Genomic DNA, 23,523 nt, shown 5'->3' with positions numbered 1-23,523 from the left:
ATGCCCGCAAGGATTCTCTATGTGGATGACGAGGACGATATCCGCGAAATCGCCCAGATGTCGCTAGAGCTCGAGCCGGAATTCGAGGTGCGGTCCTGCCCGTCCGGCATGCAGGCGCTGACTGATGCCGCCGAATGGCGGCCCGACCTCATTCTGCTCGACGTAATGATGCCGGACATGGATGGGCCGGAGACGCTGAGGCGCTTGGCCCAGTCTGGGCCGACGGCTTCGATACCCGTGGTGTTCATCACCGCGCGCACCCAGACGCATGAAGTCGAACGCTATCTGGCGATGGGGGCGGTAGGGGTGATCGCCAAACCATTCGACCCGCTTGCGCTTGCCGGTGAAGTCAAAAGATTGCTTCTATCGCGCGCCTGATCCGACGTTTGGCGTGGGCACCGAGCGCAGTCTGGCTGCAGACTGTGCGACGCCGTTCACGGCTCCTATACCATGTCGCCTTATTCATCTACTGATTGTGCCGAGGTGCAGGCGTAGCGAATCAGGTTGTCTATAATCGCGCGGCATCGGCGGAGCTCGGCGAGAGATTGAGAAGAATGTGTCTGTCTGCATGAACCGCGTTGGCGGATGTCGGTTCATGGATCAATCACTCCGGGGGGCAAGCGGCAAAACGAGGCGCGAACCGGAGCAAGGCTGATGAACGGAGCGAAGGCAAGAGTTCTGATTTGCGATGACGATCCCCTCTTGCTCGAACTGATGGAATTCAGGCTCAGGGCAAAGGGATACGAGGTCATCAAGGCCATAGACGGGGCGGAAGCGCTCTTGAAGGCGGAGCATGAGGCGCCGGACATCATCGTGCTCGATGCGATGATGCCCAAGGCCGACGGCCTGGAGGTTCTTGCCCGCATCAAGAGCGACCCGGCTTTGTCGGAAATCCCGGTTGTCATGCTGACCGCCCGCAAGGGCGAAAGGGACATCGTCTCGGCCCTTGAGAAGGGAGCCGACGATTACCTTGTGAAACCCTTCATTCCCGAGGAGCTCCTGGCCCGGCTTGCGCGCCTGCTGGCGCGCAAGAGCGGGAAACGCTGATGTGGCGTGGCCGTCGCGCCGTCCTTGCGGCATGCGTTTTCCTGGCGGTTGAATCGGCGCCTGCCGCCGCGCTGGCCCAGGCGGTCGACGAACTGTACGCTTCCGGCGTCAAGGCCAGGCAAGCCCAGCATTTCGACGAGGCGGCGGAGCTGTTGCGGCGTGCGCTGGCGATCAAGCCCGACAGTGCCGACGCCCTGGTGCAACTTGGCTTCGCCGAGCTTGGCCGCAACAATCTGCCGGCGGCGCGTGAAGCCTTTTCCAGGGCGCTTGCGCTTGCGCCGACCTATCTGGATGCCAGCTTCGGCATCGCTCAGGTCGAGTTCCGCTCCGGCAATCTGGACGCCGCTCTGCAACTGGCAGAAGAGGTGTCGCGTGCCGAGCGGGGCAATGCCGACGCGGCGACGCTTGTCGCCAACATCCGCAAGGCCCAGCAGGCCGACAGCAGCAAGCAGAAGCCTGCGACCGCGAGGAAGAAGCTGCGCCCGCCGCGGCCGGATCCTGTCGCCGGCCTGATGGAGAAGGGCCAGAGATTGCGGGCGGCGGGACAATTGCCCGAGGCGGAGAACGCCTATCGCCGCGCGCTCGGGCTGGCGCCTAAAAACACCGACATCCTGGTCGCCATGGGTCTCGTGGCGGGCTCCCAACAGAAATTCGACGAGGCCGGGCATTTCTTCGACCAGGCGCTGGCCATCAAGCCCGGCCTTCTCGACGCCCGCCTCGGCAAGGTCCGGCTGGCGATCTGGCAGGGCGACGTGCCGCGCGCCCGCGCGATGATCGATGATGTGCTTGGCACCGCGCCAGGCAACGCCGAGGCGATCGCCCTCGACGCACGGATTTCTTTGCTCGAGCGGGATTACACGCGGGCCGAGCAGTCGTTTCAGCGGGTGCTGGCGATTGATCCGCGCAATGCCGAAGCGCTGGTGGGAATCGGCGATGTGCGCCGCGCCCGTGGCGACGACGACGCCGCGCGCGATGCCTACCGGCAGGCGCTTGCCCTCGAACCCGGCTCGCGCGACATCGAGCAGAGACTAGCTGCGTCACCGCCGCGCAAATGGCGGCTCGATATCGGTAGCGAAGTGAGCGACCTCACCGATGGACTTGGTGATTGGACAGACAGTTCGACCGGCCTTGCCTATCGGCTCACCCCGCAGACGACCATTTCGGGCCGCACCCGGATGGCGACTCGCTACGGTCGCACCGATGTTCAGATCGACGGCCGCATCGACCAGGCCTTTTCGGCCACGGTTTCGGCCTATGTGCTGGCAGCGGCGACGCCGGATGCCGACTTCCTGGCACGATATTCGGTCGGGGCCGGCGCTTCGTGGCGGATCATGGCGCCCGCGAAAGCGCTCGGTCCGTTCTCGCTCAACATCGATGCTCGCTATGACAATTTCGCCACCGCCGAGGTCACCACAATCTCGCCTTGGGTGCAGGTCTATGTCCTGGACGGCCGGCTGGGGCTTTCGGCACGTTGGGTCCACGCAGCCGACGACATCGGCACGCGCGCCGATGGTTATGTCCTGCGAGCCGATGTTGCAGTTGTCCCGAGCGTCAATGTGTTTGGTGGTTATGGGGATGCACCCGAGATCTCCGACGGCACGCTGGTGCCGACGCGTACCATCTTTGCCGGCATCTCCTGGGACGTCACCGATCCGCTGACGCTGCGCGGGAGCCTCGCCCATGAGCAGCGCCCGACATTCGACCGAACCACATTCGGGCTCGGCCTAACCGCGCGGTTCTGATCATGTTGTACATCTGGCACCTATCCATCCTGCTCAGTGCCCTTTCCCTGGCGATCATGCTTCTGCTGATCGTGCGTCGGGTATTGCAGGAGCGCCGGGGGACGGCGGGCGCCGATCAGCGGCGCCTTCTTCTGACGGCGCTGATCGCCTTCACCGAAAATCGGGATCGCGAGGCATTGAAGACGGCGCTGCTTGCGGTACCGGCGAGGGTGGCGATCGATGCCGGCTTCGAGTTTATTTCGCTGTTGCGCGGCGAGGAGCACGACGAGCTCCTTTCAGCCTTCAATGAATGTGGCCTGCCGACCCTTGTCGGCACCCAGCTTGAAAAAGGCAACGGCGCCGAACGCATCCACGCGGCCGAGATGCTGGCGGCGCTGCGTTCGGAAAACGCGGTGGCAAACCTGCTTTCGGCGCTCGATCGTGACCGCTCGCGCGAAGTCAGGATCGCCGTCGCCATCGCGCTGTGTGATATTGGCGCCTTGCCGCCGCTGGTCGTAACGCTGCGCAAGATCGGCGTGGCGGGGCAGCGCTCGCGACGCCTGATCGAGCTTTTCAGGCGCTTTCCGCCAAAGCGGTTCGACGAGCTCAGGGATTACGCCGGACGTCAGGACGCGGTGCCTTTCATCAGGGCGGCCGCAATCGATGCGCTTGCCCGCAACGGCGGGTTCCGGTTTGGTGAGTTCTTTGCCCGCGCGGCCGGCGATCCGTCGCCGGAGGTTACCGCAGCCGCATTGCGGGCACTCGGCCTGACCGGACATGCCAATGCGCCGGCCATCCTGATCAAGGCGATGGAAAATGGCGGCTGGGATGTACGCGCCGACGCTGCCGACGCGGCGGGCCGCCTCGGCCTGTCTGAACTCGCCGCGCCCCTCGCGCAGCTTATGGACGACGAGGCATGGACTGTGCGCTACGCCGCTGCCAACGCGCTCCGCTCGTTCGGCCAGAAGGGAGAGCAGGTGCTGCGCGAGATCGCCGCCAGCGACGTCTCGCGCAGGCAGCGCACGGCCTCGCTGATCCTTGCCGAGGGGCCAGCCACCTGATGTTCGACTGGAGCCAAGAGATCGTTCTGGGGGCCTCCATCCTGTCCTGGTTCATCATCGGGGCGGGGCTGGCGCAGACGGCGGTCTACCTGCTGCAGCTCATCATCGCCGCCTACGCCCTGTCCAAGCGCCCGCCGGTCGCGCGTTCGGCTCTGCTGTGGCACCGCTATGGCGACGTAGCGCCGCCGATCGCGCTGCTGGTGCCCGCCTACAATGAGGAAGTGAACGTGGTCGAGAGCGTGCACTCGATGCTGGCGCTCGAATATCCGAATTTCGAAGTCATCGTCATCAACGACGGCTCGAAGGATCAGACTCTGCAGCGCCTTATCGAAGGCTTCAAGCTGGTGAAATTCCACCGGCCTTATGAGGAGGCCCTGACGCACAAGCCGATCCGCGGCCTCTATTCCTCGCCGATGACAGAACGGCTGTTCGTGGTCGACAAGGAAAATGGCGGCAAGGCCGATGCCCAGAATGCCGGCGTCAATGTCTGCCGCGCGCCGCTCTTTTGTGTGATCGACGGCGACTCCATCCTCGAGCCCGATGCACTGATGCGCGCGGCCCAGCCCTTCATCGACGATCCCGAGCGCACCATCGCCGTCGGCGGCACGATCCGCATCGCCAACGGATCGAGGATCGAAGCGGGCAGGGTGCGCGAGATCCGCCTACCCAGCCGGTTGCTGGCACTGTTCCAAGTGGTCGAATATCTGCGGGCCTTCCTTATGGCACGGCTGGCCTGGAGCCGCATCAACACGTTGATGCTGGTGTCCGGCGCCTTCGGCGTGTTCCGCCGCGCCGAAGTGGTGGCGGTTGGCGGCTTCACCAAGGGATCGATGGGCGAGGACATGGACCTTGTGATCAAGCTGCATCGCCACATGATGGACACCAAACGCAAATACCGCATCCAGTTCATTCCGGAGCCGGTGTGCTGGACAGAAGCACCCGAGTCACTGCGCGTTCTGGCCAGGCAACGCACGCGCTGGCAGCGCGGTGCGCTCGAGTGCTTCTTCCGCTACCGCTCCATGCTCTTCAACCCCCGCTATGGGCGGGTCGGCTTCCTCGGATTTGGTCACATACTGATTGTCGATGTGCTTGGGCCCATATCGGAGGTGCTGGGCTATGTGCTGATCCCGGCCTTTTGGCTACTCGGCATCCTCTCGACCGAATATCTCTTGGCATTCACGTCGCTGGTTTTCACCTACGGCGTTTGCGTGAGCGTGTGTTCGCTGGTTCTCGAAGAAGCCGAGCTTCAGCGTTTTCCGCGCGCGCGGGACCTTGCCGTACTCACGGCCGTGGCGGTGATCGAGAATTTCGGCTACCGCCAGCTCAACAATTTCTGGCGCGTGAAGGGCTGGTGGCAGTATCTGCGCGCCGACCAGAGCTGGGGCGAGATGACCAGGACCGGCCTGACTGGACCGAAGAAGTGAGCCTCTTCGGCTGACGTCACTTCAGCGTCCGCTCGATCTCCGCAATAAGCGCATCGAGCGCAGTATGTGCGACATCCGACCGCTCGATCAGCAACGTCTCAAGCTCGGACGCTCGCACGCTGATATCCGGAAAGCCGAACGTTCCGGCCCCCCCTGCGAGCGAGTGAGCGATCCCGATCAGCGTATCGCCGGAACTGCTGCCGGGCACAGCCCTCCTCTCACGGGCGGCCTTCAACTCCACGAGCCGATCCGCACACCGGGCAAGGAAACGTTGCTGCAAGGAAGCGAAGGGATCGTTTGAGATAGGCCGATGCTCCGTTGCGGGACGTCGAGGGTCATTCAAGCAGAAAGCGGCGCGGGTTGGAATGGACTGCTTGGTCGAGCACGCCCCCCTGTCGGAGGAGAACGGCACCAGGCTGGTCTGCAACGACACTGGCATGCCTGGGCTGTGGACAAGCGCGCTGCCATCACCAGAAAAAAAGTGATTGGCTGGGGCGCCAGGATTCGAACCTGGGAATGTCGGTACCAAAAACCGATGCCTTACCACTTGGCGACGCCCCAATTGCCGTCAGAGTCGCTTGTGCGGCGCGTTATTAGCAGAGCAGCCAAAAAGCACAATCCTTAGGAGTGACGGTTGGAACGCTCGAATTGGGCAGGCAACGCAGCGCTGGCAAATGATATGCAGCGGGCTATTCGGACCACACCGCCATCTCGTTTCCGGCTGGATCGACGAAGTGGAAGCGCCGGCCGCCGGGGAACGGGAAGATCGGTTTGACGATCGTGCCGCCGGCGCTTTCGACAGCGTCGAGGGTTTGCTCCAGATTCCTGCTGTAGAGCACGGGCAGCGGCTTTGATGGCGCTTCCGCGGCATCTGCCTGGAAGCCTCCGTCCAGGCCTTCGGCAAAGGCCGAATAGGTCGGCCCATAATCGGTGAACGACCAGGCAAAGGCGGTACTGTAGAAAGCCTTCAGCCGGTCCAGCGTTCCACCGGTCGCGGGCATTTCCAGATAGTCGAGTTTTCCGGGCAGTTTCATGGCGCACCTGTTTGTTCACTGTATGTTCTATTCCAGAATTCCTGACTTGGCAAGTCTTTTTGCCGCATGCTGGGGCACGGCTTTGCTTAATCGATTGTAGTGGCCGGGCGGCTTTGCCGATGCCTTGCGTTTCGCACTGCAGCATCATATCGCTCCAAGGACGGACCGGCGGAACTTTCCGTTTCGCCAATCTTTCCAATCTCCTGCAACCGGAGAGCGATGCATGACCAAATGGGTTTTCACCTTTGGCGATGGTGCGGCGGAAGGCCGTGCCAGCGACAGGAATCTCCTGGGTGGCAAGGGCGCCAACCTGGCCGAGATGTGCAGCCTGGGGCTGCCGGTGCCGCCGGGCTTCACCATCACCACGGAGGTCTGCAACGCCTACTACGCCAACGGCCGTATTTATCCGGCCGGGTTGGAAGCCGATGTCGCGGTCGCGCTCGATCACATCGGCCGGCTGACCGGCCGTCGGTTCGGCGACCCGTCGAAACTGCTGCTGGTGTCGGTGCGTTCGGGCGCTCGCGCCTCGATGCCCGGCATGATGGACACCGTGCTCAATCTCGGCCTGAACGACGAGACGGTCGAGGCGCTGGCCGCCGATTCCGGCGACGCGCGCTTTGCCTATGACAGCTACCGCCGCTTCATCCAGATGTATTCCGATGTCGTCATGGGCCTCGACCATGAGGTGTTCGAGGAAATCCTGGAGGATCAGAAAGGCGGGCTCGGGCACGAGCTCGACACCGAACTCACGGCGCTCGAATGGCAAGGCGTCATCGCGCTCTACAAGGCCAAGGTCGAGGAAGAGCTCGGCAGGCCCTTTCCGCAGGATCCGCATGAGCAGCTCTGGGGCGCGATATCAGCCGTGTTCTCGAGCTGGATGAACAACCGCGCCATCACCTATCGCCGCCTGCACGACATTCCCGAAAGCTGGGGCACGGCGGTCAACGTCCAGGCCATGGTGTTCGGCAATATGGGCGAAACCTCGGCCACCGGCGTTGCCTTCACGCGCAACCCTTCGACCGGCGAAAAGATGCTTTATGGCGAGTTCCTGGTGAACGCGCAGGGCGAGGACGTCGTCGCCGGCATCCGCACGCCGCAGAACATCACCGAAGCGGCACGTATCGCAGCTGGCTCGGACAGGCCGTCGCTGCAGAAGCTGATGCCTGACGCGTTCCAGTCCTTTGTCACCATCTCCGACAGTCTGGAGAAGCACTACCGCGACATGCAGGATCTCGAATTCACCATCGAGCGCGGCAAATTGTGGATGCTGCAGACCCGGTCCGGCAAGCGCACCGCCAAGGCGGCGCTGAAAATCGCCGTCGAGATGGCGCAGGACAGGCTGATCACGAAAGAGGAAGCCGTCGCCCGTATCGACCCGGCCTCGCTCGACCAGTTGCTGCATCCGACCATCGACCCCAAGGCCGCGCGCGACGTCATCGGCATCGGACTGCCGGCGTCGCCCGGTGCCGCCACCGGCGAGATCGTCTTTTCCTCCGGCGACGCCGAGGAATTGAAGACGCAGGGCCGCAAGGCGATCCTGGTGCGCATCGAAACCAGCCCCGAAGACATCCACGGCATGCATGCGGCGGAAGGCATCCTGACCACGCGCGGCGGCATGACCAGCCACGCCGCGGTGGTGGCACGCGGCATGGGCAAGCCTTGCGTCTCCGGGGCCGGTTCGCTGCGTGTCGACTACAAGGCCGGCACGCTGATGGCGATGGGCTCGACCTTCCGCAAGGGCGACATCGTCACCATTGATGGCGGCAATGGCCAGGTGCTGAAGGGCGCCGTGCCGATGCTGCAGCCCGAACTTTCCGGCGATTTCGCCGCCATCATGGAGTGGGCGGACGCGGTCCGCCGCATGAAAGTGCGCACCAATGCCGAAACGCCGCTCGACGCGCGCATGGCGCGCTCCTTCGGCGCCGAAGGCATCGGCCTTTGTCGCACCGAGCACATGTTCTTCGATGGAGACCGCATCGTCGCCATGCGCGAGATGATCCTGGCCGACACCGAAAAGGACCGGCGCACCGCGCTTGCCAAGCTTCTGCCCATGCAGCGCTCGGACTTCCTCGAACTTTTCGAGATCATGGCCGGCCTGCCGGTGACGATCCGCCTGCTCGATCCGCCGTTGCACGAATTCCTGCCGAAGACCGAGGAGGAGGTGGCCGAGGTCGCCGCCGCCATGAAGGTGTCGCCGGACAAGCTCAGGCAGCGCACCGAGGCACTGCACGAGTTCAACCCGATGCTCGGCCATCGTGGCTGCCGCCTGGCTGTCTCCTATCCCGAGATCGCCGAGATGCAGGCGCGGGCCATTTTCGAGGCGGCCGTGGAGGCCGGCAGGAAGGCCGGCGCTCTGGTGGTCCCCGAGATCATGGTGCCGCTCGTCGGCCTGGTGAAGGAACTCGATTACGTCAAGGCGCGCATCGATGCGGTTGCCAAGAGCGTCATGGAGGAAACCGGCGTCAAGATCGATTACCTCACTGGCACGATGATCGAGCTCCCCCGCGCCGCGATCCGTGCCCATGTCATTGCAGAGTCAGCCGAATTCTTCTCCTTCGGCACCAACGACCTGACCCAGACGACCTTCGGCATCTCGCGCGACGATGCGGCCTCGTTCCTGGAAACCTACCGCCAGAAGGGCATTATCGATCAGGACCCGTTCGTCTCGCTCGACATCGACGGCGTCGGCGAACTGGTGCGCATGGCCGCGCAAAAGGGCAGGGCGACGCGGCCAGACATCAAGCTCGGCATCTGCGGCGAACATGGCGGCGATCCGGCCTCGATCCGCTTTTGCGAAGAGGTCGGCCTCGACTACGTGTCCTGTTCGCCCTATCGCGTACCGATCGCCAGGCTGGCGGCCGCGCAGGCTGCGGTGCTGGTTGCGAAGGCAGGCCGCGGATAGGGTCCATCCAGCTTACCGTTTTGTAAGGCAATTCACGCGAACGTGCTGGCGGCGTCGCGTAATCTCGACATTGTTCCTGCCCAATTTGCGGCCATCCGCAAATTGCTCCCGGAAACAGATGCTGCAGTTTTCTCCCGCGCCGTTCCACTCGATCCTGGTCATCCAAACCAAGTTCATAGGCGATCTCGTCCTCGCCTCGGCGCTCGCCAAGAACCTGCGGCTCGAATTCCCCGGCGCCAGCATCGTCTTTCTGTGCGAGGCTCGCTTCGAAAGCTTCGTCATGGCCCATGGTATTGCTTCCGAGGTGGTCGCATTCAGGCGCGACCGCATGCGCGGAACGCCCTTGGAGCGCGGGAAGGAGCTTTACGCGATGGTGCGGGCGTTGCGCCGCTTCCGATTCGACCTGACCATCGACCTGAGCGATTCGAAGACGTCGCGCATCGTCACCGGGCTCGTCAACGCCAAGACCCGTGTCGGTTATAGTCCTTCCGAAAGACCTTTGCGTATGCTGGAGCGGCAGCCCGCCAACGTCTTTGCCAAGCCCTACGGCTTTGATGGCCAGCATTTCCTGTACCGCTACCTCTCGCCGCTCGAAGCGCTCGGCATCGAGCTTCGCACGGTGATTCCGAACCTTCAGCCGCTGCCATTGGAGACGGCGAAAGCATTGGCGCTGCTGGGTAAGCACCATCTGCGGCCAAACGCCTTCATCGCCGTGCATGCGGGGGCAAGCTTCGAGGGGCGACGTTGGCAGCCGGAGCGGTTTGCAGCAGTGATCGTCGAGATCGCCGGCGAGACTGGTCTGGACGTCGTCCTGGTGGGCGGCCCGGACGAGCGCGAGATCGCCGAACGCATCGTCGCCAGGACCGCGCCGTCGGTCGTCAGTCTCGTCGGTGACCTGTCGCTTGAAAGCCTGCTGGCGGTGCTGAAACAGGCCCGGCTGTTTCTCGGCAATGAGAGCGGCCCGATGCACATGGCCGCGGCCACTGGGACCCCGGTTGTCGGGCTGTTCGGTCTGACGGAGCCGTCGCGCTGGGGTCCCGTCGGCGTGCCCAGCATCTCGCTCCAGCCGCCGATGCCTTGCGCCTGCATGGCCGAGGACCTTTGCCGCGCGCCGGATCCCAGCAAGGCATGCTGCGTCTGGGGCCTGGAGGTCAAGCCTGTGGTCGACGCGGTGCGCGAGGTTCTTTCGCGCACCGAAATGAAACTGGAACACGCCATCTGAGATCATGCGCCGCATGCACGACCGCTCTCGACGCGGTGGAATGACCTGTCGCCCACAGGAACGGTCACATTGTCGCGGAGCGCTTTTCTGCTATGCGCCATCCCGATTTCCGCCTTCATGCGGGTCGTTGGGATGCCTGCTTGAAATGACGGGTCCGGAATCGGTTTGATGCGCCTGCTGCAAAAAAATCTCTGCATGATCGCCCTGTCGTGGGCGATGGCATCCGCCAGCCATGCCGCGCCCCTCGTCGAGCCGACGCTGCACATCAAGTCGCAGGCGAGCGGAGCCGGCCGTGTGGCGCTTACGCTCGACGCGTGCGGTGGGCAGACCGACAACCGGATCCTTTCGGCGCTGGTGGACAACAAGATCCCCGCCACCATTTTCGTGACCGGCATCTGGCTGAAGCGAAACGCCGCCGCCGTCGAGATCATGCGGGCGCATCCCGATCTGTTCGAGCTGGAAAACCATGGCGGCCACCACATCCCGGCGGTCGACACGCCGCGGAAAATCTACGGCATCCGCAGCGCCGGCAGCCCGGATGCGGTGCTGGCCGAGGTCGAATCGGGAGCTGCCGCTCTTACCGGGACCGGCGAGCCGGCGCCGAAATGGTTTCGTGGCGCAACCGCGGAATACAGCCCGTCGGCAATCGCCATGATCCGCAAGCTTGGCTTCAAGGTCGCGGGGTTCTCGATAAATGGCGACGGCGGCTCTTTGCTTGGCGCCAAGGAGACCGCCCGGCGCATCGCGGCGGCCAAGGATGGCGACGTCATCATCTCGCACATCAACCAGCCGACCCATGCGGCCGGCGAAGGCGTGGTGCAGGGGCTGCTGGCGCTCAAGGCCAAGGGCTTGACCTTTGTGCGGCTCGACGATGCCGAGGGCATCGGCAATAACGGTACGACGGAGTGAGTGGCCAGCCGAGCATATCTCGATGCCTTCGGCGTTGGCTCAGTCCGGTTTGGCTTCGATCGTGACCTTGCTGGCGTAGAATGCGCCGTGGTTGCGGATTTCAGCCATCTCGTCGAAAGGCCGCTCGTAGGCCCACATGGCGTTCTGGCCGGTCTCGCCGGCAGGCAGCACGCTCCAATAGCTTGCATCGCCCTTGTAGGGGCAATGGGTCGAGTGGTCGGTGCGGCCGAGCTTGCCGAAATCGATGTCGGCGAACGGAATGTAGAAGGCCGCCGGATAGGGGGCCTCGGTCAGCACCTTGGCCTTCGTTGTTGAAGCGATGACCACGTCTCCGACACGCACGGTAACGGTGCCGGCATAGGGCTCGACAGTGATGATTTTGTCCGGGTTGCGTTGGAAACCGGGTGCGGGGTTGGCGATCTGATCCATGCGGGGGGCTCTCCTTGCGTCGACTTTAAGTGTGTCGCGCAAGCGCATTGCGCAAGCCGCTATCGCCATCCAACACGCAAAACTTGCCTAGCCGACGCCGATAAATCGCCCCTTGGAATCCTCGGGATTGTCGTCAGCGGTCAGGCAGCGGCCTTGAACACGTCCATGAGACCGGCATAGGCGGCAGCGATCCCGGCGACCGGGTTGCTGCTTCTCGAGACAGTCTCGACCTTCAGGGAACCGCCGCCGGTCGGCAAGGTGAGCAGCAGGAACTGGCGGTTTCCGCCATCGCCAACTGACGCGGCTGCGACGTGCTGGTCCTCGCCCTGATTCTGGACGCACATCTTGAACAGCAGCGTGCCGCCGACCGCTTCCAGCGCGCCGCCGACAACTTCAACAAATTCGTCTTCGGAAACAGTCTTTGTGTCCGGCACCACATCGGCCAGACTTTCGGCAAGCGTACTCTCGAGAGCCTTGTCGTCGAGCTGCGCGTCCATGCGAACCTCTTTCAGTCGCCAATCGCACCCCTTTGCCCGTTAACGAAACTTAACGCCGACGATGGCCGGATTGTGGCGGTTTTCCACCAATGCGGCGCTGGGTGGTGCTGACGGCTGGACAATCCGCCGGTTCGCTCCACAATAGCCCGAAAAGCACAACGCAAAAGCGTGAGGGAGGACCGAATGCTGGGACTGATGCAGGAATGGCCACTGCTTTGCCATAAGCTCATCGACAATGCCGAGCGGCAGCATGGCGTGCGCGAGATCGTGACGCGCTCGATCGAGGGGCCGATCGTGCGCACCACTTACGCCGACATCCATCGCCGTGCCCTGAAGGTCGCCCAGCGGCTCGAGCGCGACGGCTATGGGCTGGGCGACCGCATCGCCACGCTGGCCTGGAACACCGCACGCCATATCGAGGCCTGGTACGGCATCATGGGCATCGGCGCCATCTACCACACGCTCAATCCGCGGCTGTTTCCCGAGCAGATCGTCTGGATCATGAACCATGCCGAGGACAAGGCAGTCTTCGTCGACCTGACCTTCGTGCCGCTGCTCGAGAAAATCGCCGGCGCCGTAAAATCGCTGAAACAGGTGATCGTGCTGACCGACAGGGCGCATATGCCGCCGACGACATTGCCCAACGCGGTCGCCTATGAAGATTGGCTTGACGAAGCGGATGGCGACTTCGCCTGGAAGACCTTCGACGAAAGCACCGCCGCCGGCATGTGTTACACGTCCGGGACCACGGGCGATCCCAAGGGCGTCGTCTACAGCCATCGTTCGAACGTGCTGCACGCCATGATCGCTGCCATGCCCGACGCCATGGGGCTGTCGTCGCGCCATACGATCCTGCCTGTCGTGCCGATGTTTCACGCCAATGCCTGGGGCCTTGGCCAGAGCGGGCCGATGATCGGTGCCAAGCTGGTCATGCCCGGCTGCAAGATGGATGGCGCGTCGATCTATGAGCTGCTCGACACCGAGAAGGTGACCTTCAGCGCCGCCGTGCCGACCGTCTGGATGATGCTGCTGCAGCATCTGGAGGAGACCGGCAAGAAGCTTCCCTATCTCAACAAGGTCGTCATCGGCGGCTCGTCGTGCCCGCGCGCGATCATGACCAAGTTTCAGCAGAACTACGATGTCCAGGTTATCCACGCCTGGGGCATGACCGAAATGTCGCCGCTCGGCACGCTGTGTACCCTGAAGCCGGACCATGCCGGTCTTGAGGGCGAAGCCCGGCTCGACGTCCAGCAGAAACAGGGCTACCCGCCCTTCGGCGTCGAAATGAAGGTGACCGACGACGACAACAACGAGCAGCCCTGGGACGGCAAGACTTTTGGCCGCCTGAAAGTGCGTGGGCCGGCCGTTGCCCGTGCCTATTATGGCGACGCCGGCGTGGAGCAGTTCGATGAGGATGGCTGGTTCGACACTGGCGACGTCGCCCACATCGACGCCGGCGGCTACATGCAGATCACCGATCGCGCCAAGGACGTCATCAAATCCGGCGGCGAATGGATTTCGACCATCGACCTCGAGAACCTGGCTGTCGGCCATCCCGATGTCGCCGAGGCGGCAGCCATCGGCGTTCAGCATTCGAAATGGGGCGAACGGCCGCTGCTGGTCGTCGTCCGCAAACCGGGCAAGGAACCGACCAAGGCTGACATTCTCGGGTTCATGGACGGCAAGGTGGCCAAATGGTGGATGCCGGACGATGTCGCTTTCGTCGGCGAAATTCCGCACACCGCAACCGGCAAGATCCAGAAGATCACCTTGCGCCAGCAATTCAAGGACTATCGCCTGCCGACCGATTGACGCGATGGTGCATGTTTCGGCTTCATGCCATCGCAAAAAGGCACTAAGTCTCCGTTCGGGTTGGGGCAGCACGGAAAATGATGGTTAGCATTCCTGAACGGCAAACGTCGAAGGCGGCCGGCTGGTCGCGGCGCACGGCCGCTTTTTCGTTGGTGCTGCTGCTGACGGTCTTTGTGGGCCATCGCTTCGATCTCGTCGAAACACCTGTCTTTCTGTGGGTGCTCGGCATTGTCGCGCTGCTGGCGGCGATGGCGCTGTTGTTTGCCGGGTTTGCCTTTTCGCGGCTGTGGAATTTCGGCGACCGCGGCGGCCGCGACCTGACGGTCGGCGCGCTGCTGGCACTGCTGGTGCTCGCACCCTACGGCGTCGCCGCCTACTGGGCGACGATCTATCCGCCGCTCAGGGATATCTCGACGGATTTCGACGAACCACCGGCGCTCGACGTGAGCGACCGCACGAAGGATATGAACGTGCTTGCGCCGTCGACGCCTGGCGAACAGCGGCTGCAGGCCGATAGCTATCCGCTGGTCAGCGCACGCAGCTACGACCTGCCGTTCGAGACTGTCGTCAATGCCGTCGAAACCGTACTCGACCGGCGCGACTGGGAGCTGTCGGAGCCCTATCCCGATCTCGCCGGGCAAAGCGAGGTGACCATCACCGCCGTCGCCAAGGGCTTCGTGATCGGCCTTCCCGCCGATGTGGCGATCCGCGTGACGGACGATGGCGACACGGTCATCGTCGATATGCGGTCGGCATCCCGCTACGGCCGCTACGACCTTGGCGACAATGCCGCGCGCATCACCGAATTCCTGGCGGAGCTCGACCAGGAAGTCGCCGGTCAGGTCGGCGCCGCGCCAGCCGAATAAGGCTTCGGCACTTGGCAGCGGTCCAGGTTGGCCTATCCGGCCGGCGTGAAAATGCCGTCGATGGCCGGTGCGGCATCGGTCACAACCAGACCGCGCGCCGTCAGATCCTCGAGATGGGCAAGCACCGACAATCCGGCGGCGCCATGCAGCCGCGGGTCGGTGTCCCTGTAGATCGCCTTGACCATGTCCACGATCGTCCGGTCCCCCTCTTTGACCCGCTCCAGAATGGCGCGCTCGCGCATCTTGCGATGCGTCTTCAACCCGCGCATGAAAGCGCGCGGTGCTGTCACCGGCCCGCCATGTCCTGGCAACAGCAAGCGGTCCCCGCGTTCGATCAAGCGGTCCAGCGAGGCCATGTAGTCGGCCATCGCCCCGTCCGGCGGGGCGACGATGGAGGTTGCCCAGGCCATGACATGATCGGCCGAAAACAGGATGCCGGTTCCCTGCAGCGCGAACGCCGCATGATTGACGGTGTGGCCCGGGGTCAGAACCGTCCTGATCGACCAGCCGTCGCCGTCGACCACCTCGCCGTCGGGCAGGGCGACATCAGGGACGAAAGCCGTGTCGGCACTGGCATCGAGCGCATTGGTCTCGCCGATATGCAGGGCTCTTGCCGGCCGGTGCGGCCCTTCTGCCAGCACGAGGGCGCCGGTGCGCTCTTTCAGCCGGGCCGCCAGCGGGGAGTGGTCGCGATGCGTGTGGCTGACGAAGATATGGCTAACCGGCCGGCCTGCGATCACCTCGATCAGGGTCCGCAGATGCGCCTCGTCCTCCGGCCCCGGATCGATCACCGCCAGCGTATCGCGGCCAACGACGTAGCTGTTGGTGCCGTGAAAGGTGAAGGGGCTTGGATTGCGGGCCGTGATGCGCTGGACATCGGGCGCGACGTTCACCCCATGGCCATAGAAGGGGTCGAAGCCGGTGTCGAATTTCAGTGCCATGCATCGGTGCCTTGTTTCGGGAAACGGCAAAACCGATTGCCGCACAACACGCAAGCCAATATAGGAGGATGTGAGGCCGCGAACATCGGAGTGCGGCAATCGGATTGGGGAAATACCATGGCAATTGCAACTACGATGCGTCCGCTTGTTTCTCTGGCTCTGCCGCAAAACGGCGCGGCGCGGCTGGCAACGCAGCTTTTCCTGGCCATCGCCGGAACGCTTGTGCTGACACTGTCGGCCAAGACCAAGGTAATGCTCGGGCCGGTCGACATTTCGATGCAGACGCTGGCCGTGCTGCTGATCGCCGCCGCCTTCGGCATGCGTCTCGGCGTCGCCACCCTGCTGCTCTACATGGCCGAGGGCGCCATGGGCTTCCCCGTCTTCCAGAGCACGCCTGAAAAGGGTCTCGGCATTGCCTACATGCTCGGCTCGACCGGCGGCTATCTCGCCGGCTTCGTGGTCATGGCGGCAATTGTCGGCTGGGCGGCGGATCGCGGCTGGGACCGCCATCCAATCAAGCTTTTCAACGCCATGCTGGTTGGCGAAGTCGTCATGATGGCAATGGGCTTTGCCTGGCTGGCGCTGCTCATCGGTCCGGAAAAGTCGTGGCAGTTCGGCGTCGTGCCGTTCATCGTCGGCGACCTGATCAAGGTGGCGCTCGCGGCAAGCCTGGTGCCGGCCGTCTGGACGCTGCTGAAGCGCGGCTGAAGCGCGCGATCGAAGAAACGGCCAGGGGCAATCAAGCCACTGGCCGGAGCGGCGTCACTGGCGGATTTCCGGTCTGATGTCCGCCAACCTCGATAGATTGTCGGTTATATCGCCCTAGACGCTGCGACATCTTCAGTAATGATCATTAAGTCGCTTTATTAGCCCAGGCTTTTCAATTTCCCGAACTGTTGATCTGAGAAATAGATGCTTGCTGGCGCGGCCGCGCTGTCGTAGCTCTTGGTCTTCGACTGTATCGAATCGCCGGGGGGCGAGACGTCCGATTCGTTGTTGTGAACGATCAGGTCAGATGCACTATCGCGCTGGTCTGTCGCCGATACGGCAGCTTCGGGGAAGGGGGGAAGACGTTGAATGTCGCAGCGTCGACTATTGTCGGAAGCCGGCACTTCCTGTTCAGGATTCGGTTTCAACTGCTTGGCGGACTGACATTCGCGATTTTTGCGCCGGCGATCATCCGGATTGTCTTCAATCCTGAATTTATCTATTCGGCCAATCTTCAGGTAACAGTAGCCGCTGCGGTCATCGCGCACCTTGTGGGCTTCTTGTCTTATCGCCGCATCGGAAATTTCCCGGGCGTGGCCGCGGCAAGTTACATCTTGCCGACATTTGCCCTGTCCTACGGGGCTGTTTTCCTGACCATCTTCTTTTTTCGGTTCGAGTACAGCCGGTTTCAGGCTGCCGCCAGTTTCACGCAGTCCACGTTCTGGTACTTCGGCCTGAGCCTGTTGACCCGGCGTCTCGATCCGTACCGGCTCGTGGTGATTCCCGGCGGAGATGTCGAGCGCCTCAAGACGTTACCGGGTGTGCATTGGTTTTGGATCAAGTCGACCAGTACGATAATCGAAAGAGCCAGCGGCGTGGTCGTTGATCTGCGTGCCGATCTTGGCGCGGAATGGGAACGATACATCGCGGATCGGGCCCTTTCGGGAACGCCCGTATACCACGTCAAGCAGGTCAGAGAGTCGCTGACCGGTCGGGTCGAGATCGAGCACCTGTCGGAAAACACGCTTGGTTCGCTCAATCCGAACCAGGCCTATCTCAAGATCAAGCAGGCGGTCGACTGGGTCTCGGCACTTGTCTTGATCATCGTTCTTTCCCCCGTTCTGGCGTTAATAGCGCTGCTGATCCGGCTGGATTCCGATGGTCCTGCGCTGTTTCGCCAGCAACGCATGGGCTACCGGGGCAAGATCTGCACGGTCTACAAGTTTCGCTCGATGCGCCAGCACTCTGGCGCCGGCAGCGACAAGGAAAGGGCGATCACCAGGCACGACGATGACCGCATCACCAGAGTCGGGCGTTTCCTGCGAAAATCCAGGATCGACGAACTGCCGCAGGTCATCAACATCCTGCGTGGCGAAATGAGTTGGATCGGGCCGCGGCCGGAAGCTGTCGTGCTGTCGCAGTGGTACGAGGCTGAGCTGCCATTCTACCGCTACAGGCATATCGTCAGGCCGGGCATAAGTGGGTGGGCACAAGTAAATCAGGGGCATGTGGCTGCCGTCGATGACGTTATGGAAAAATTGCACTATGATTTCTATTACATAAAGAACTTTTCGCCTTGGCTGGACGTTTTGATAACTCTCAAGACGCTGAAAACGATGCTTACCGGCTTTGGCGCGAGATGACCAATGCGAAGCATGGCTCTGGAATAGCAAGCGCAGGAAGCAGATGGATCTCGCCTCCAGGAAAATAGCGATCATCGGGCTTGGCTATGTCGGCCTGCCGCTGGCGGTCGCCTTCGGCGCCGGCAGGGATGTCGTCGGTTTCGACATCGACCAGTCGAGGGTGGACGCGCTGAGGCGTGGCGACGACCATACGCTGGAAGCCAGCAGCGATGAGATCAGTGCTGCGTCGCGGCTGACATTCACCACCGACAAGGCCGCTCTGCGCGATTGCGGGATTTTCATCGTCACGGTTCCGACGCCGATCGACAGGGCCAACCGTCCGGATCTGAAACCGCTGATCATGGCATCGACTTTGGTCGGTGAGGTCATATCGCCAGGCGCGGTGGTGATCTTCGAATCGACGGTCTATCCCGGCTGCACGGAAGAGGTGTGCGCGCCGCTGATCGAGAAACATTCGGGCCTGCGCTACAATGAGGGGTTCTTCCTCGGCTACAGTCCCGAGCGCATCAATCCGGGCGACCGCGAGCATCGGTTGCAAACGATCGTCAAGGTCACCAGCGGCTCGACGCCGGAAGCGGCCGAAGGTATCGATGCGCTCTATGCCTCGATCGTGCCGGCAGGCACACACCGTACCTCGAGCATTGCGGTCGCCGAAGCGGCCAAGGTCATCGAGAACACTCAGCGCGACCTCAACATCGCGCTGATGAACGAGCTGTCGCTTATCTTCGGCAAGCTCGGCATCGACACGTCCGAAGTGCTGGAAGCCGCCGGCACCAAATGGAATTTCCTGCGCTTCACGCCTGGTCTCGTCGGCGGCCACTGCATCGGCGTCGATCCCTACTATCTCACCCACAAGGCCCAGGAACTCGGCTACCATCCGGAGGTGATTCTTGCTGGCCGCCGTATCAATGACGGCATGGGTCGGCACGCGGCGGATCAGACGGCCCGCCTTATGATGCGCAAGGGAATACCTGTCGTTGGCAGCCGGATTCTGGTGATGGGCGCGGCCTTCAAGGAAAATTGTCCGGACCTGAGGAATTCCAAGGTCGCCGATATCGTTGCCCAACTGAAGGAATACAACGCCGGCATCGACATATGGGACCCCTGGGTCGACGCGCAGGAATGCGCGCGTGCCTTCGGCGTAGCCAGCATGAAGGACATTCCCGACATCCGTTATGACGGCGTTATCGTGGCCGTCGGCCACAGGCAGTTCCGCGCGTTAGGCGTCGACGGCCTGATGGCGCTTTGCAAGACCCCGGGCGTCATCTACGACATCAAGGGTCTGTTCCCCAGGCATGTCACGGATGGGCGTTTCTGATGAAGGTTCTGGTCACCGGCGCGGCCGGCTTCATAGGATATCACGTAGCGAAGCGGCTGCTGGAGCGCGGTGACGAGGTCGTCGGCATCGACAACGTCAACGACTATTACGATCCGGAGATCAAGGAGGCGAGGCTGCGGCTTCTGGACGAGGCGAGCCGCAAGACCAATGCCGGCTATCATTTCATCCGCGGCAATCTCGCCGACAAGAGCGTGGTCGACGCCTGCTTTGCCGACCATGCATTCGACCGGGTGATCCATCTCGCCGCCCAGGCCGGGGTTCGCTACAGCCTGGAAAACCCGCATGCCTATGTCGAAAGCAACATCATCGCCTACACCAACATGCTGGAGGCCTGCCGCAACAGCGCCGTCGCGCACCTGACCTATGCCAGTACATCCAGTGTCTACGGTGCCAACACCGACATGCCGTTTTCCGAGCATCGTCCGGCCGACCATCCGCTGCAGTTCTACGCCGCGACCAAGCGCGCCAACGAGCTGATGGCGCACAGCTACAGCCATCTGTTCCGATTGCCGACGACCGGTCTTCGCTTCTTCACGGTGTATGGTCCCTGGGGGCGCCCGGACATGGCGCTGTTCCTGTTCACCAAAAACATCCTTGCCGGTGAGCCGATCAAGCTGTTCAACAACGGCAAGCACACGCGCGACTTCACCTATGTCGATGACATCGCCGAAGGCGTGATCCGCGCCAGCGACAGCCCGGCCACGGGCAATGCCGCCTGGGACTCCAGCCGTCCCGATCCGGCCACAAGCAGCGCCCCCTGGCGCCTCTTCAACATCGGCAACAACAACCCGGTGAAGCTGACTGCCTATGTCGAGGCGCTGGAAAACGCGCTGGGCCGCAAAGCCATCGTCGAACTCTTGCCGCTGCAGCCCGGCGACGTGCCCGATACCTTCGCCGACACCTCGGCACTGGAGCAGGCGGTCGGCTACCGCCCGACGACGACAGTGACCGAAGGGGTGGGGCGGTTCGTCGAGTGGTACCAGGCGTATTTCGGGCGGGGATAGGGTTCGGCGTTTCCCGGCTGATCCGCGCTGTTCCATGATCACGTAACCAGGAGCAGATGGAATCGATACGGCTCGCAAACAGGCAGTCTGCAATCCATTGCAGTCCCAGGCGCTACTGAGCGTCTGCATCCCCACGTTCAATCGGCGGGATCGCGTTGCGGCGCTGGTTCAGCAACTGTTGCGTACGGACTGTCCGTTGCAGATATGCGTCCATGTCGACGGTTCGACCGACGGAACGAACGAAGCGCTTGCGGAAATCGCGTCTCGCGATGCCAGTTTGGTGGTCACCACCGGCCCGAATGACGGCAGAGGCCGTGCGATGTTTTCGGCGATTGCTTCCGCCACTGGCGACTATTGCATGGTCTTCGATGATGACGACGATCTCTTCACCGATCGCTTGCCGGAGGTCTGTGAGCACCTCTCGCAGAGAGGTGTCGATCAGAAGATTGCGGGTTTTGTGTTCTCGATGGCTCTTGGCCACCCAGAGACCGCAGCAGAGCCGTTTCCGTCGGAACGGACAAACCTGATAAAGATGCGGGCCGACGAACGGGTGGTCGGCGACAAGAAGGAGGTCATCAAAACTCCTTTGCTTAAACGGGTTGCCGTGCCCCCAGCGGGGCGGTTCCGCCGCGTTCCAACATCTCTTCTCTGGTCCAGATTGGCGATCGAATACGACGTTACCTGTGTCAATGTCGAGATTGGACGAAAACGATATTTGCCGGAGGGGATGACGGCAAGGATTCGGCTTCTTCAGCGACAAAATGCATACCCGATGTTGTTGCTGAACTTGAACTACATCAAGGCGTTCTGGCTAGGACGATATCGGTCGGTTCGGTTCCTGGGCAAGGCGGTTCTTGCCTGTTTGAGCTTTGGTGTCTTGAGTTTCCCGTTCTTGCTCAAGAGGTCATTCGTGCGGGTGACTTCATGAAAGAAGCCAGCTTGTGGAAGTTGGTGGAAGCCATCGTAATACGAATTGTTCCTGGTCTTCTGAACATAGCGACGTTGCTGTACATCGGCAGCCATCTGGAGACTGGACAGTACGGTATTTTCAGCACGACGATTGCGACAGTTTCATTTATTTCGACACTTGTTTTTGGAGTCGCGACCTATTCGATAATGCCGATTTCCGCAAAAATGCATGCCGCGGGAATGGGTAGAGAGTACGTATCGTCCATTTTGACCGTGCTCGCAGTTGTGGCGTTGTTTGTCGTCCTGGCTGGACTGGCACTGACGTGGCTGGGATTTGGCAATGCCGTTGCCGCGACCATCATCGTTTCTTTCGGCTTGCACACCGCACTTCAAGAGATTTTGAGGTCACAACTGCGTTTGTGGGCGTACGGTTGGTCGGCGATTGGCCAGGCCGTCGCATACCAGGCAGGAGCCATAATCCTGCTTGTCGGCGATGCGAAAGTAGGCTCGGCTCTTGCAGCCTTTTCGCTCAGCTATTTCGTCGGAGCGCTGATTTCATTTGCCTTCCTGGGACCTATGAATCTGAGACGGCCTGGCTTTTCCTATCTTGCCGGGTCTCTGGTCACAGGCTGGGGATTTGTGTTGAGCAATCTGGCCGAGAGCGGCGTGTTTGTCGGCATTCGATACATTGTTTTGTTGCTTGGCTCCGAGACCCATCTCGGTGTCTTCTCGTTTTGCGTCGATCTTTCACAACGGTCCGTCGGCTTCTTCATGAATGCGGCCAGCTTCGTATTTGTGCCAAGGGCGTTTCTCAGTGCCGCAAATGGAAACGTCAGGCAGTTTCGGCGCGGACTGTTCGAGGGAGCGGCCATCGCACTCATTTTTGCGACCGTGGCCGCGGCCGGAATAGTTGGCCTGTTTTTCTCGGGCCATGCATCCGGATGGCTGGGGAAGTCTTTTGATCCTGTGGTGTTCGGGATCGTTTCTTGTGCTGTTCTGGTCAACAGGACGAAAAAAGTGATCATCGATCCGTTTGCGCTTCGGTCGAGCAAAGCGATGACGTTGACCTATTCCTACGCGATAGGGGCGTTGGCTTGCTGTTGTCTGGCGGCATTGGGCCTTTGGTGGCGGGTGCCTCTTGGCAGTGAAATGGCATTTTTGTTCGGATATGTCGTTGCCGCTGGCTGTTCCTTTTTCGCATTGAGGAATGTGATTGCAGATCAAGGGCCTGGTGCGAAACAGCGCACCGTTTTGATGGTCGGTCCGGATGCCAGAAATGAATGAGAAGAAAGCATTCTACGACGAGAAAAACAGGCGCATCGTCCATGTCGGCACGGTGGCTGATGACGACTATTGGGATTCTCACTGGGCCGAAGGGATTGTCTTGAGGCCGGATCGCTTTGTCGTTGAAACCACCAAGCGATACCTGACCGGATCGGCCAAGATCCTGGACGCTGGATGTGGCTTGGCCAATACGTTCCATGGCCTCGACCAGGCAGGCTTTTCCGCCTACGGGATCGACTTCGCGCAGAAGACCGTGGGGATGGTGAATCGTGCCGCGCCCCATTTGCAAGTGACCGTGGGGGATGTTCGAGCAACGGGCTTCGCGGACGAATTCTTCGATGGGGTGTGGTCTCTGGGGGTGATCGAGCACTTCTTCGACGGTTACGATGAGATCGCATTGGAGATGAAGCGCATCATCCGGTCAGGAGGAGTTGCCTTCGTGACAGTGCCGAGCATTTCTCCTCTCCGACGGCTGAAGATCAGAATGGGTCTCTATCCCAGGTTTCCAGGTGAACAGGCCGGATTTTACCAGTTCGTTCTTGAGCCGTCTTCGATTGTTTCCAGTTTCGAACAGCACGGCTTCAAGCTTCTGGAATCACAGCCGAGGGGAGGCTTCAAGGGGCTGAAGGACGAGACATTTTTCTCCAAGCCGATGCAGGCCTGGTACGACAGCAAGAATGGAATCCTGAGAGGCTTGCGTGCTGCTGTGGACCGGTTGCTCGGCCCATTTTCGCATCATACGCGGCTCTACGTCTTCCACAGGATATAGCG

At 61.9% G+C, this 23,523-nt stretch carries 22 protein-coding genes and 1 tRNA gene; 17 read left to right on the top strand and 6 right to left on the bottom strand.

Annotated features, from left to right (window positions below; all coding sequences use genetic code 11):
- The 5 genes from NKJ67_RS04935 (at window position 1) to NKJ67_RS04915 (ending at window position 5,253) form a co-directional block, all read left to right on the top strand.
- A complete protein-coding gene (locus NKJ67_RS04935; RefSeq protein ID WP_128309645.1) occupies window positions 1-378 on the top strand; it encodes a response regulator in 378 nt (125 codons plus the stop codon).
- A gap of 276 nt (window positions 379-654) precedes the next feature.
- Window positions 655-1,047 carry a response regulator transcription factor gene (locus NKJ67_RS04930; protein ID WP_127270163.1) on the top strand — a complete coding sequence of 131 codons (393 nt, stop codon included), beginning with the start codon at window positions 655-657 and terminating at the stop codon, window positions 1,045-1,047.
- A complete protein-coding gene (locus tag NKJ67_RS04925) occupies window positions 1,047-2,789 on the top strand; it encodes a YaiO family outer membrane beta-barrel protein (protein ID WP_352580697.1) in 1,743 nt (580 codons plus the stop codon). Before NKJ67_RS04930 ends, NKJ67_RS04925 begins: the two co-directional genes overlap by 1 nt.
- 2 nt (window positions 2,790-2,791) lie before the next feature.
- Window positions 2,792-3,829: a HEAT repeat domain-containing protein gene (locus tag NKJ67_RS04920; RefSeq protein WP_127327112.1), complete on the top strand. Its 1,038-nt coding sequence runs from the start codon at window positions 2,792-2,794 to the stop codon at window positions 3,827-3,829.
- Complete coding sequence (locus NKJ67_RS04915) at window positions 3,829-5,253, top strand: glycosyltransferase family 2 protein (RefSeq protein WP_352580696.1); 1,425 nt, start codon at window positions 3,829-3,831, stop codon at window positions 5,251-5,253. Before NKJ67_RS04920 ends, NKJ67_RS04915 begins: the two co-directional genes overlap by 1 nt.
- Window positions 5,254-5,269: 16 nt before the next feature.
- Here the strand turns inward: NKJ67_RS04915 and NKJ67_RS04910 are convergent, their stop codons facing one another.
- From NKJ67_RS04910 to NKJ67_RS04900, 3 genes are all read right to left on the bottom strand, one after another.
- A complete protein-coding gene (locus tag NKJ67_RS04910; protein WP_127327114.1) occupies window positions 5,270-5,692 on the bottom strand; it encodes an Hpt domain-containing protein in 423 nt (140 codons plus the stop codon).
- A 47-nt stretch (window positions 5,693-5,739) separates the two neighbouring features.
- Window positions 5,740-5,814, bottom strand: a tRNA-Gln gene (locus NKJ67_RS04905).
- 128 nt (window positions 5,815-5,942) lie between these two features.
- The gene (locus tag NKJ67_RS04900; RefSeq protein WP_292699258.1) at window positions 5,943-6,287 is read right to left on the bottom strand and encodes a VOC family protein; all 345 of its coding nucleotides are present in this window, start codon (window positions 6,285-6,287) and stop codon (window positions 5,943-5,945) included.
- A gap of 223 nt (window positions 6,288-6,510) precedes the next feature.
- Between NKJ67_RS04900 and ppdK the strand changes: the two genes are divergently transcribed.
- From ppdK to NKJ67_RS04885, 3 genes are all read left to right on the top strand, one after another.
- The gene (ppdK, locus tag NKJ67_RS04895) at window positions 6,511-9,189 is read left to right on the top strand and encodes a pyruvate, phosphate dikinase (protein WP_352580695.1); all 2,679 of its coding nucleotides are present in this window, start codon (window positions 6,511-6,513) and stop codon (window positions 9,187-9,189) included.
- 118 nt (window positions 9,190-9,307) lie between these two features.
- Entirely contained in the window at window positions 9,308-10,411 is a 1,104-nt protein-coding gene (locus tag NKJ67_RS04890) for a glycosyltransferase family 9 protein (RefSeq protein ID WP_352580694.1), read from the top strand.
- A 168-nt stretch (window positions 10,412-10,579) separates the two neighbouring features.
- Window positions 10,580-11,320 carry a polysaccharide deacetylase family protein gene (locus NKJ67_RS04885; RefSeq protein WP_127327117.1) on the top strand — a complete coding sequence of 247 codons (741 nt, stop codon included), beginning with the start codon at window positions 10,580-10,582 and terminating at the stop codon, window positions 11,318-11,320.
- Between the two features lie 39 nt (window positions 11,321-11,359).
- Here NKJ67_RS04885 and NKJ67_RS04880 read toward each other — a convergent pair whose 3' ends face one another.
- Together NKJ67_RS04880 and NKJ67_RS04875 are read right to left on the bottom strand one after the other, a co-directional pair.
- Window positions 11,360-11,749 carry a DUF427 domain-containing protein gene (locus tag NKJ67_RS04880; RefSeq protein ID WP_127270456.1) on the bottom strand — a complete coding sequence of 130 codons (390 nt, stop codon included), beginning with the start codon at window positions 11,747-11,749 and terminating at the stop codon, window positions 11,360-11,362.
- Between the two features lie 140 nt (window positions 11,750-11,889).
- On the bottom strand, window positions 11,890-12,246 hold the full coding sequence (locus tag NKJ67_RS04875; protein ID WP_023808564.1) for a hypothetical protein: 357 nt from the start codon (window positions 12,244-12,246) through the stop codon (window positions 11,890-11,892).
- 183 nt (window positions 12,247-12,429) lie between these two features.
- Here NKJ67_RS04875 and NKJ67_RS04870 point away from each other — a divergent pair, with 183 nt between their 5' ends.
- Both NKJ67_RS04870 and NKJ67_RS04865 read left to right on the top strand, forming a co-directional pair.
- A complete protein-coding gene (locus tag NKJ67_RS04870) occupies window positions 12,430-14,058 on the top strand; it encodes a fatty-acid--CoA ligase (protein ID WP_352580693.1) in 1,629 nt (542 codons plus the stop codon).
- Window positions 14,059-14,138: 80 nt separating this feature from the next.
- Complete coding sequence (locus NKJ67_RS04865) at window positions 14,139-14,924, top strand: DUF1499 domain-containing protein (RefSeq protein ID WP_027035904.1); 786 nt, start codon at window positions 14,139-14,141, stop codon at window positions 14,922-14,924.
- Window positions 14,925-14,956: 32 nt separating this feature from the next.
- On the opposite strand, the gene NKJ67_RS04860 is transcribed toward NKJ67_RS04865, so the two are convergent.
- Entirely contained in the window at window positions 14,957-15,865 is a 909-nt protein-coding gene (locus NKJ67_RS04860) for an MBL fold metallo-hydrolase (RefSeq protein ID WP_352580691.1), read from the bottom strand.
- A gap of 117 nt (window positions 15,866-15,982) precedes the next feature.
- Here NKJ67_RS04860 and NKJ67_RS04855 point away from each other — a divergent pair, with 117 nt between their 5' ends.
- The 7 genes from NKJ67_RS04855 (at window position 15,983) to NKJ67_RS04825 (ending at window position 23,521) form a co-directional block, all read left to right on the top strand.
- Window positions 15,983-16,573, top strand: a complete 591-nt coding sequence (locus tag NKJ67_RS04855) for a biotin transporter BioY (RefSeq protein WP_023808554.1) — start codon at window positions 15,983-15,985, stop codon at window positions 16,571-16,573.
- Between the two features lie 365 nt (window positions 16,574-16,938).
- On the top strand, window positions 16,939-18,216 hold the full coding sequence (locus NKJ67_RS04850; protein ID WP_245472705.1) for a sugar transferase: 1,278 nt from the start codon (window positions 16,939-16,941) through the stop codon (window positions 18,214-18,216).
- Between the two features lie 43 nt (window positions 18,217-18,259).
- Window positions 18,260-19,534 carry a nucleotide sugar dehydrogenase gene (locus NKJ67_RS04845; protein ID WP_352580689.1) on the top strand — a complete coding sequence of 425 codons (1,275 nt, stop codon included), beginning with the start codon at window positions 18,260-18,262 and terminating at the stop codon, window positions 19,532-19,534.
- The gene (locus NKJ67_RS04840) at window positions 19,534-20,559 is read left to right on the top strand and encodes an NAD-dependent epimerase (RefSeq protein WP_352580688.1); all 1,026 of its coding nucleotides are present in this window, start codon (window positions 19,534-19,536) and stop codon (window positions 20,557-20,559) included. Before NKJ67_RS04845 ends, NKJ67_RS04840 begins: the two co-directional genes overlap by 1 nt.
- A gap of 97 nt (window positions 20,560-20,656) precedes the next feature.
- The gene (locus tag NKJ67_RS04835; RefSeq protein WP_352580687.1) at window positions 20,657-21,487 is read left to right on the top strand and encodes a glycosyltransferase family 2 protein; all 831 of its coding nucleotides are present in this window, start codon (window positions 20,657-20,659) and stop codon (window positions 21,485-21,487) included.
- Window positions 21,484-22,752, top strand: coding sequence for a polysaccharide biosynthesis protein (locus NKJ67_RS04830; protein ID WP_352580686.1), 1,269 nt, complete (start codon window positions 21,484-21,486; stop codon window positions 22,750-22,752). Before NKJ67_RS04835 ends, NKJ67_RS04830 begins: the two co-directional genes overlap by 4 nt.
- Window positions 22,745-23,521 carry a class I SAM-dependent methyltransferase gene (locus NKJ67_RS04825; RefSeq protein WP_352580685.1) on the top strand — a complete coding sequence of 259 codons (777 nt, stop codon included), beginning with the start codon at window positions 22,745-22,747 and terminating at the stop codon, window positions 23,519-23,521. Before NKJ67_RS04830 ends, NKJ67_RS04825 begins: the two co-directional genes overlap by 8 nt.
- Window positions 23,522-23,523 lie beyond the last annotated feature (2 nt).

Source organism: Mesorhizobium sp. M0088, assembly GCF_040322895.1.
Lineage (GTDB): Bacteria > Pseudomonadota > Alphaproteobacteria > Rhizobiales > Rhizobiaceae > Mesorhizobium.
Note: the sequence above shows the minus strand (reverse complement) of the source record. Positions and strands in the feature narration are given on the sequence as shown.

Bases quoted from the DNA above. Each gene is read 5' to 3' on its own strand.
- NKJ67_RS04935 (WP_128309645.1), top strand. From the start codon at position 1: ATGCCCGCAAGGATTCTCTATGTGGATGACGAGGACGATATCCGCGAA.
- NKJ67_RS04930 (WP_127270163.1), top strand. From the start codon at position 655: ATGAACGGAGCGAAGGCAAGAGTTCTGATTTGCGATGACGATCCCCTC.
- NKJ67_RS04925 (WP_352580697.1), top strand. From the start codon at position 1,047: ATGTGGCGTGGCCGTCGCGCCGTCCTTGCGGCATGCGTTTTCCTGGCG.
- NKJ67_RS04920 (WP_127327112.1), top strand. From the start codon at position 2,792: ATGTTGTACATCTGGCACCTATCCATCCTGCTCAGTGCCCTTTCCCTG.
- NKJ67_RS04915 (WP_352580696.1), top strand. From the start codon at position 3,829: ATGTTCGACTGGAGCCAAGAGATCGTTCTGGGGGCCTCCATCCTGTCC.
- NKJ67_RS04910 (WP_127327114.1), bottom strand. From the start codon at position 5,692: ATGCCAGTGTCGTTGCAGACCAGCCTGGTGCCGTTCTCCTCCGACAGG.
- NKJ67_RS04900 (WP_292699258.1), bottom strand. From the start codon at position 6,287: ATGAAACTGCCCGGAAAACTCGACTATCTGGAAATGCCCGCGACCGGT.
- ppdK (WP_352580695.1), top strand. From the start codon at position 6,511: ATGACCAAATGGGTTTTCACCTTTGGCGATGGTGCGGCGGAAGGCCGT.
- NKJ67_RS04890 (WP_352580694.1), top strand. From the start codon at position 9,308: ATGCTGCAGTTTTCTCCCGCGCCGTTCCACTCGATCCTGGTCATCCAA.
- NKJ67_RS04885 (WP_127327117.1), top strand. From the start codon at position 10,580: ATGCGCCTGCTGCAAAAAAATCTCTGCATGATCGCCCTGTCGTGGGCG.
- NKJ67_RS04880 (WP_127270456.1), bottom strand. From the start codon at position 11,749: ATGGATCAGATCGCCAACCCCGCACCCGGTTTCCAACGCAACCCGGAC.
- NKJ67_RS04875 (WP_023808564.1), bottom strand. From the start codon at position 12,246: ATGGACGCGCAGCTCGACGACAAGGCTCTCGAGAGTACGCTTGCCGAA.
- NKJ67_RS04870 (WP_352580693.1), top strand. From the start codon at position 12,430: ATGCTGGGACTGATGCAGGAATGGCCACTGCTTTGCCATAAGCTCATC.
- NKJ67_RS04865 (WP_027035904.1), top strand. From the start codon at position 14,139: ATGGTTAGCATTCCTGAACGGCAAACGTCGAAGGCGGCCGGCTGGTCG.
- NKJ67_RS04860 (WP_352580691.1), bottom strand. From the start codon at position 15,865: ATGGCACTGAAATTCGACACCGGCTTCGACCCCTTCTATGGCCATGGG.
- NKJ67_RS04855 (WP_023808554.1), top strand. From the start codon at position 15,983: ATGGCAATTGCAACTACGATGCGTCCGCTTGTTTCTCTGGCTCTGCCG.
- NKJ67_RS04845 (WP_352580689.1), top strand. From the start codon at position 18,260: ATGGATCTCGCCTCCAGGAAAATAGCGATCATCGGGCTTGGCTATGTC.
- NKJ67_RS04840 (WP_352580688.1), top strand. From the start codon at position 19,534: ATGAAGGTTCTGGTCACCGGCGCGGCCGGCTTCATAGGATATCACGTA.
- NKJ67_RS04830 (WP_352580686.1), top strand. From the start codon at position 21,484: ATGAAAGAAGCCAGCTTGTGGAAGTTGGTGGAAGCCATCGTAATACGA.
- NKJ67_RS04825 (WP_352580685.1), top strand. From the start codon at position 22,745: ATGAATGAGAAGAAAGCATTCTACGACGAGAAAAACAGGCGCATCGTC.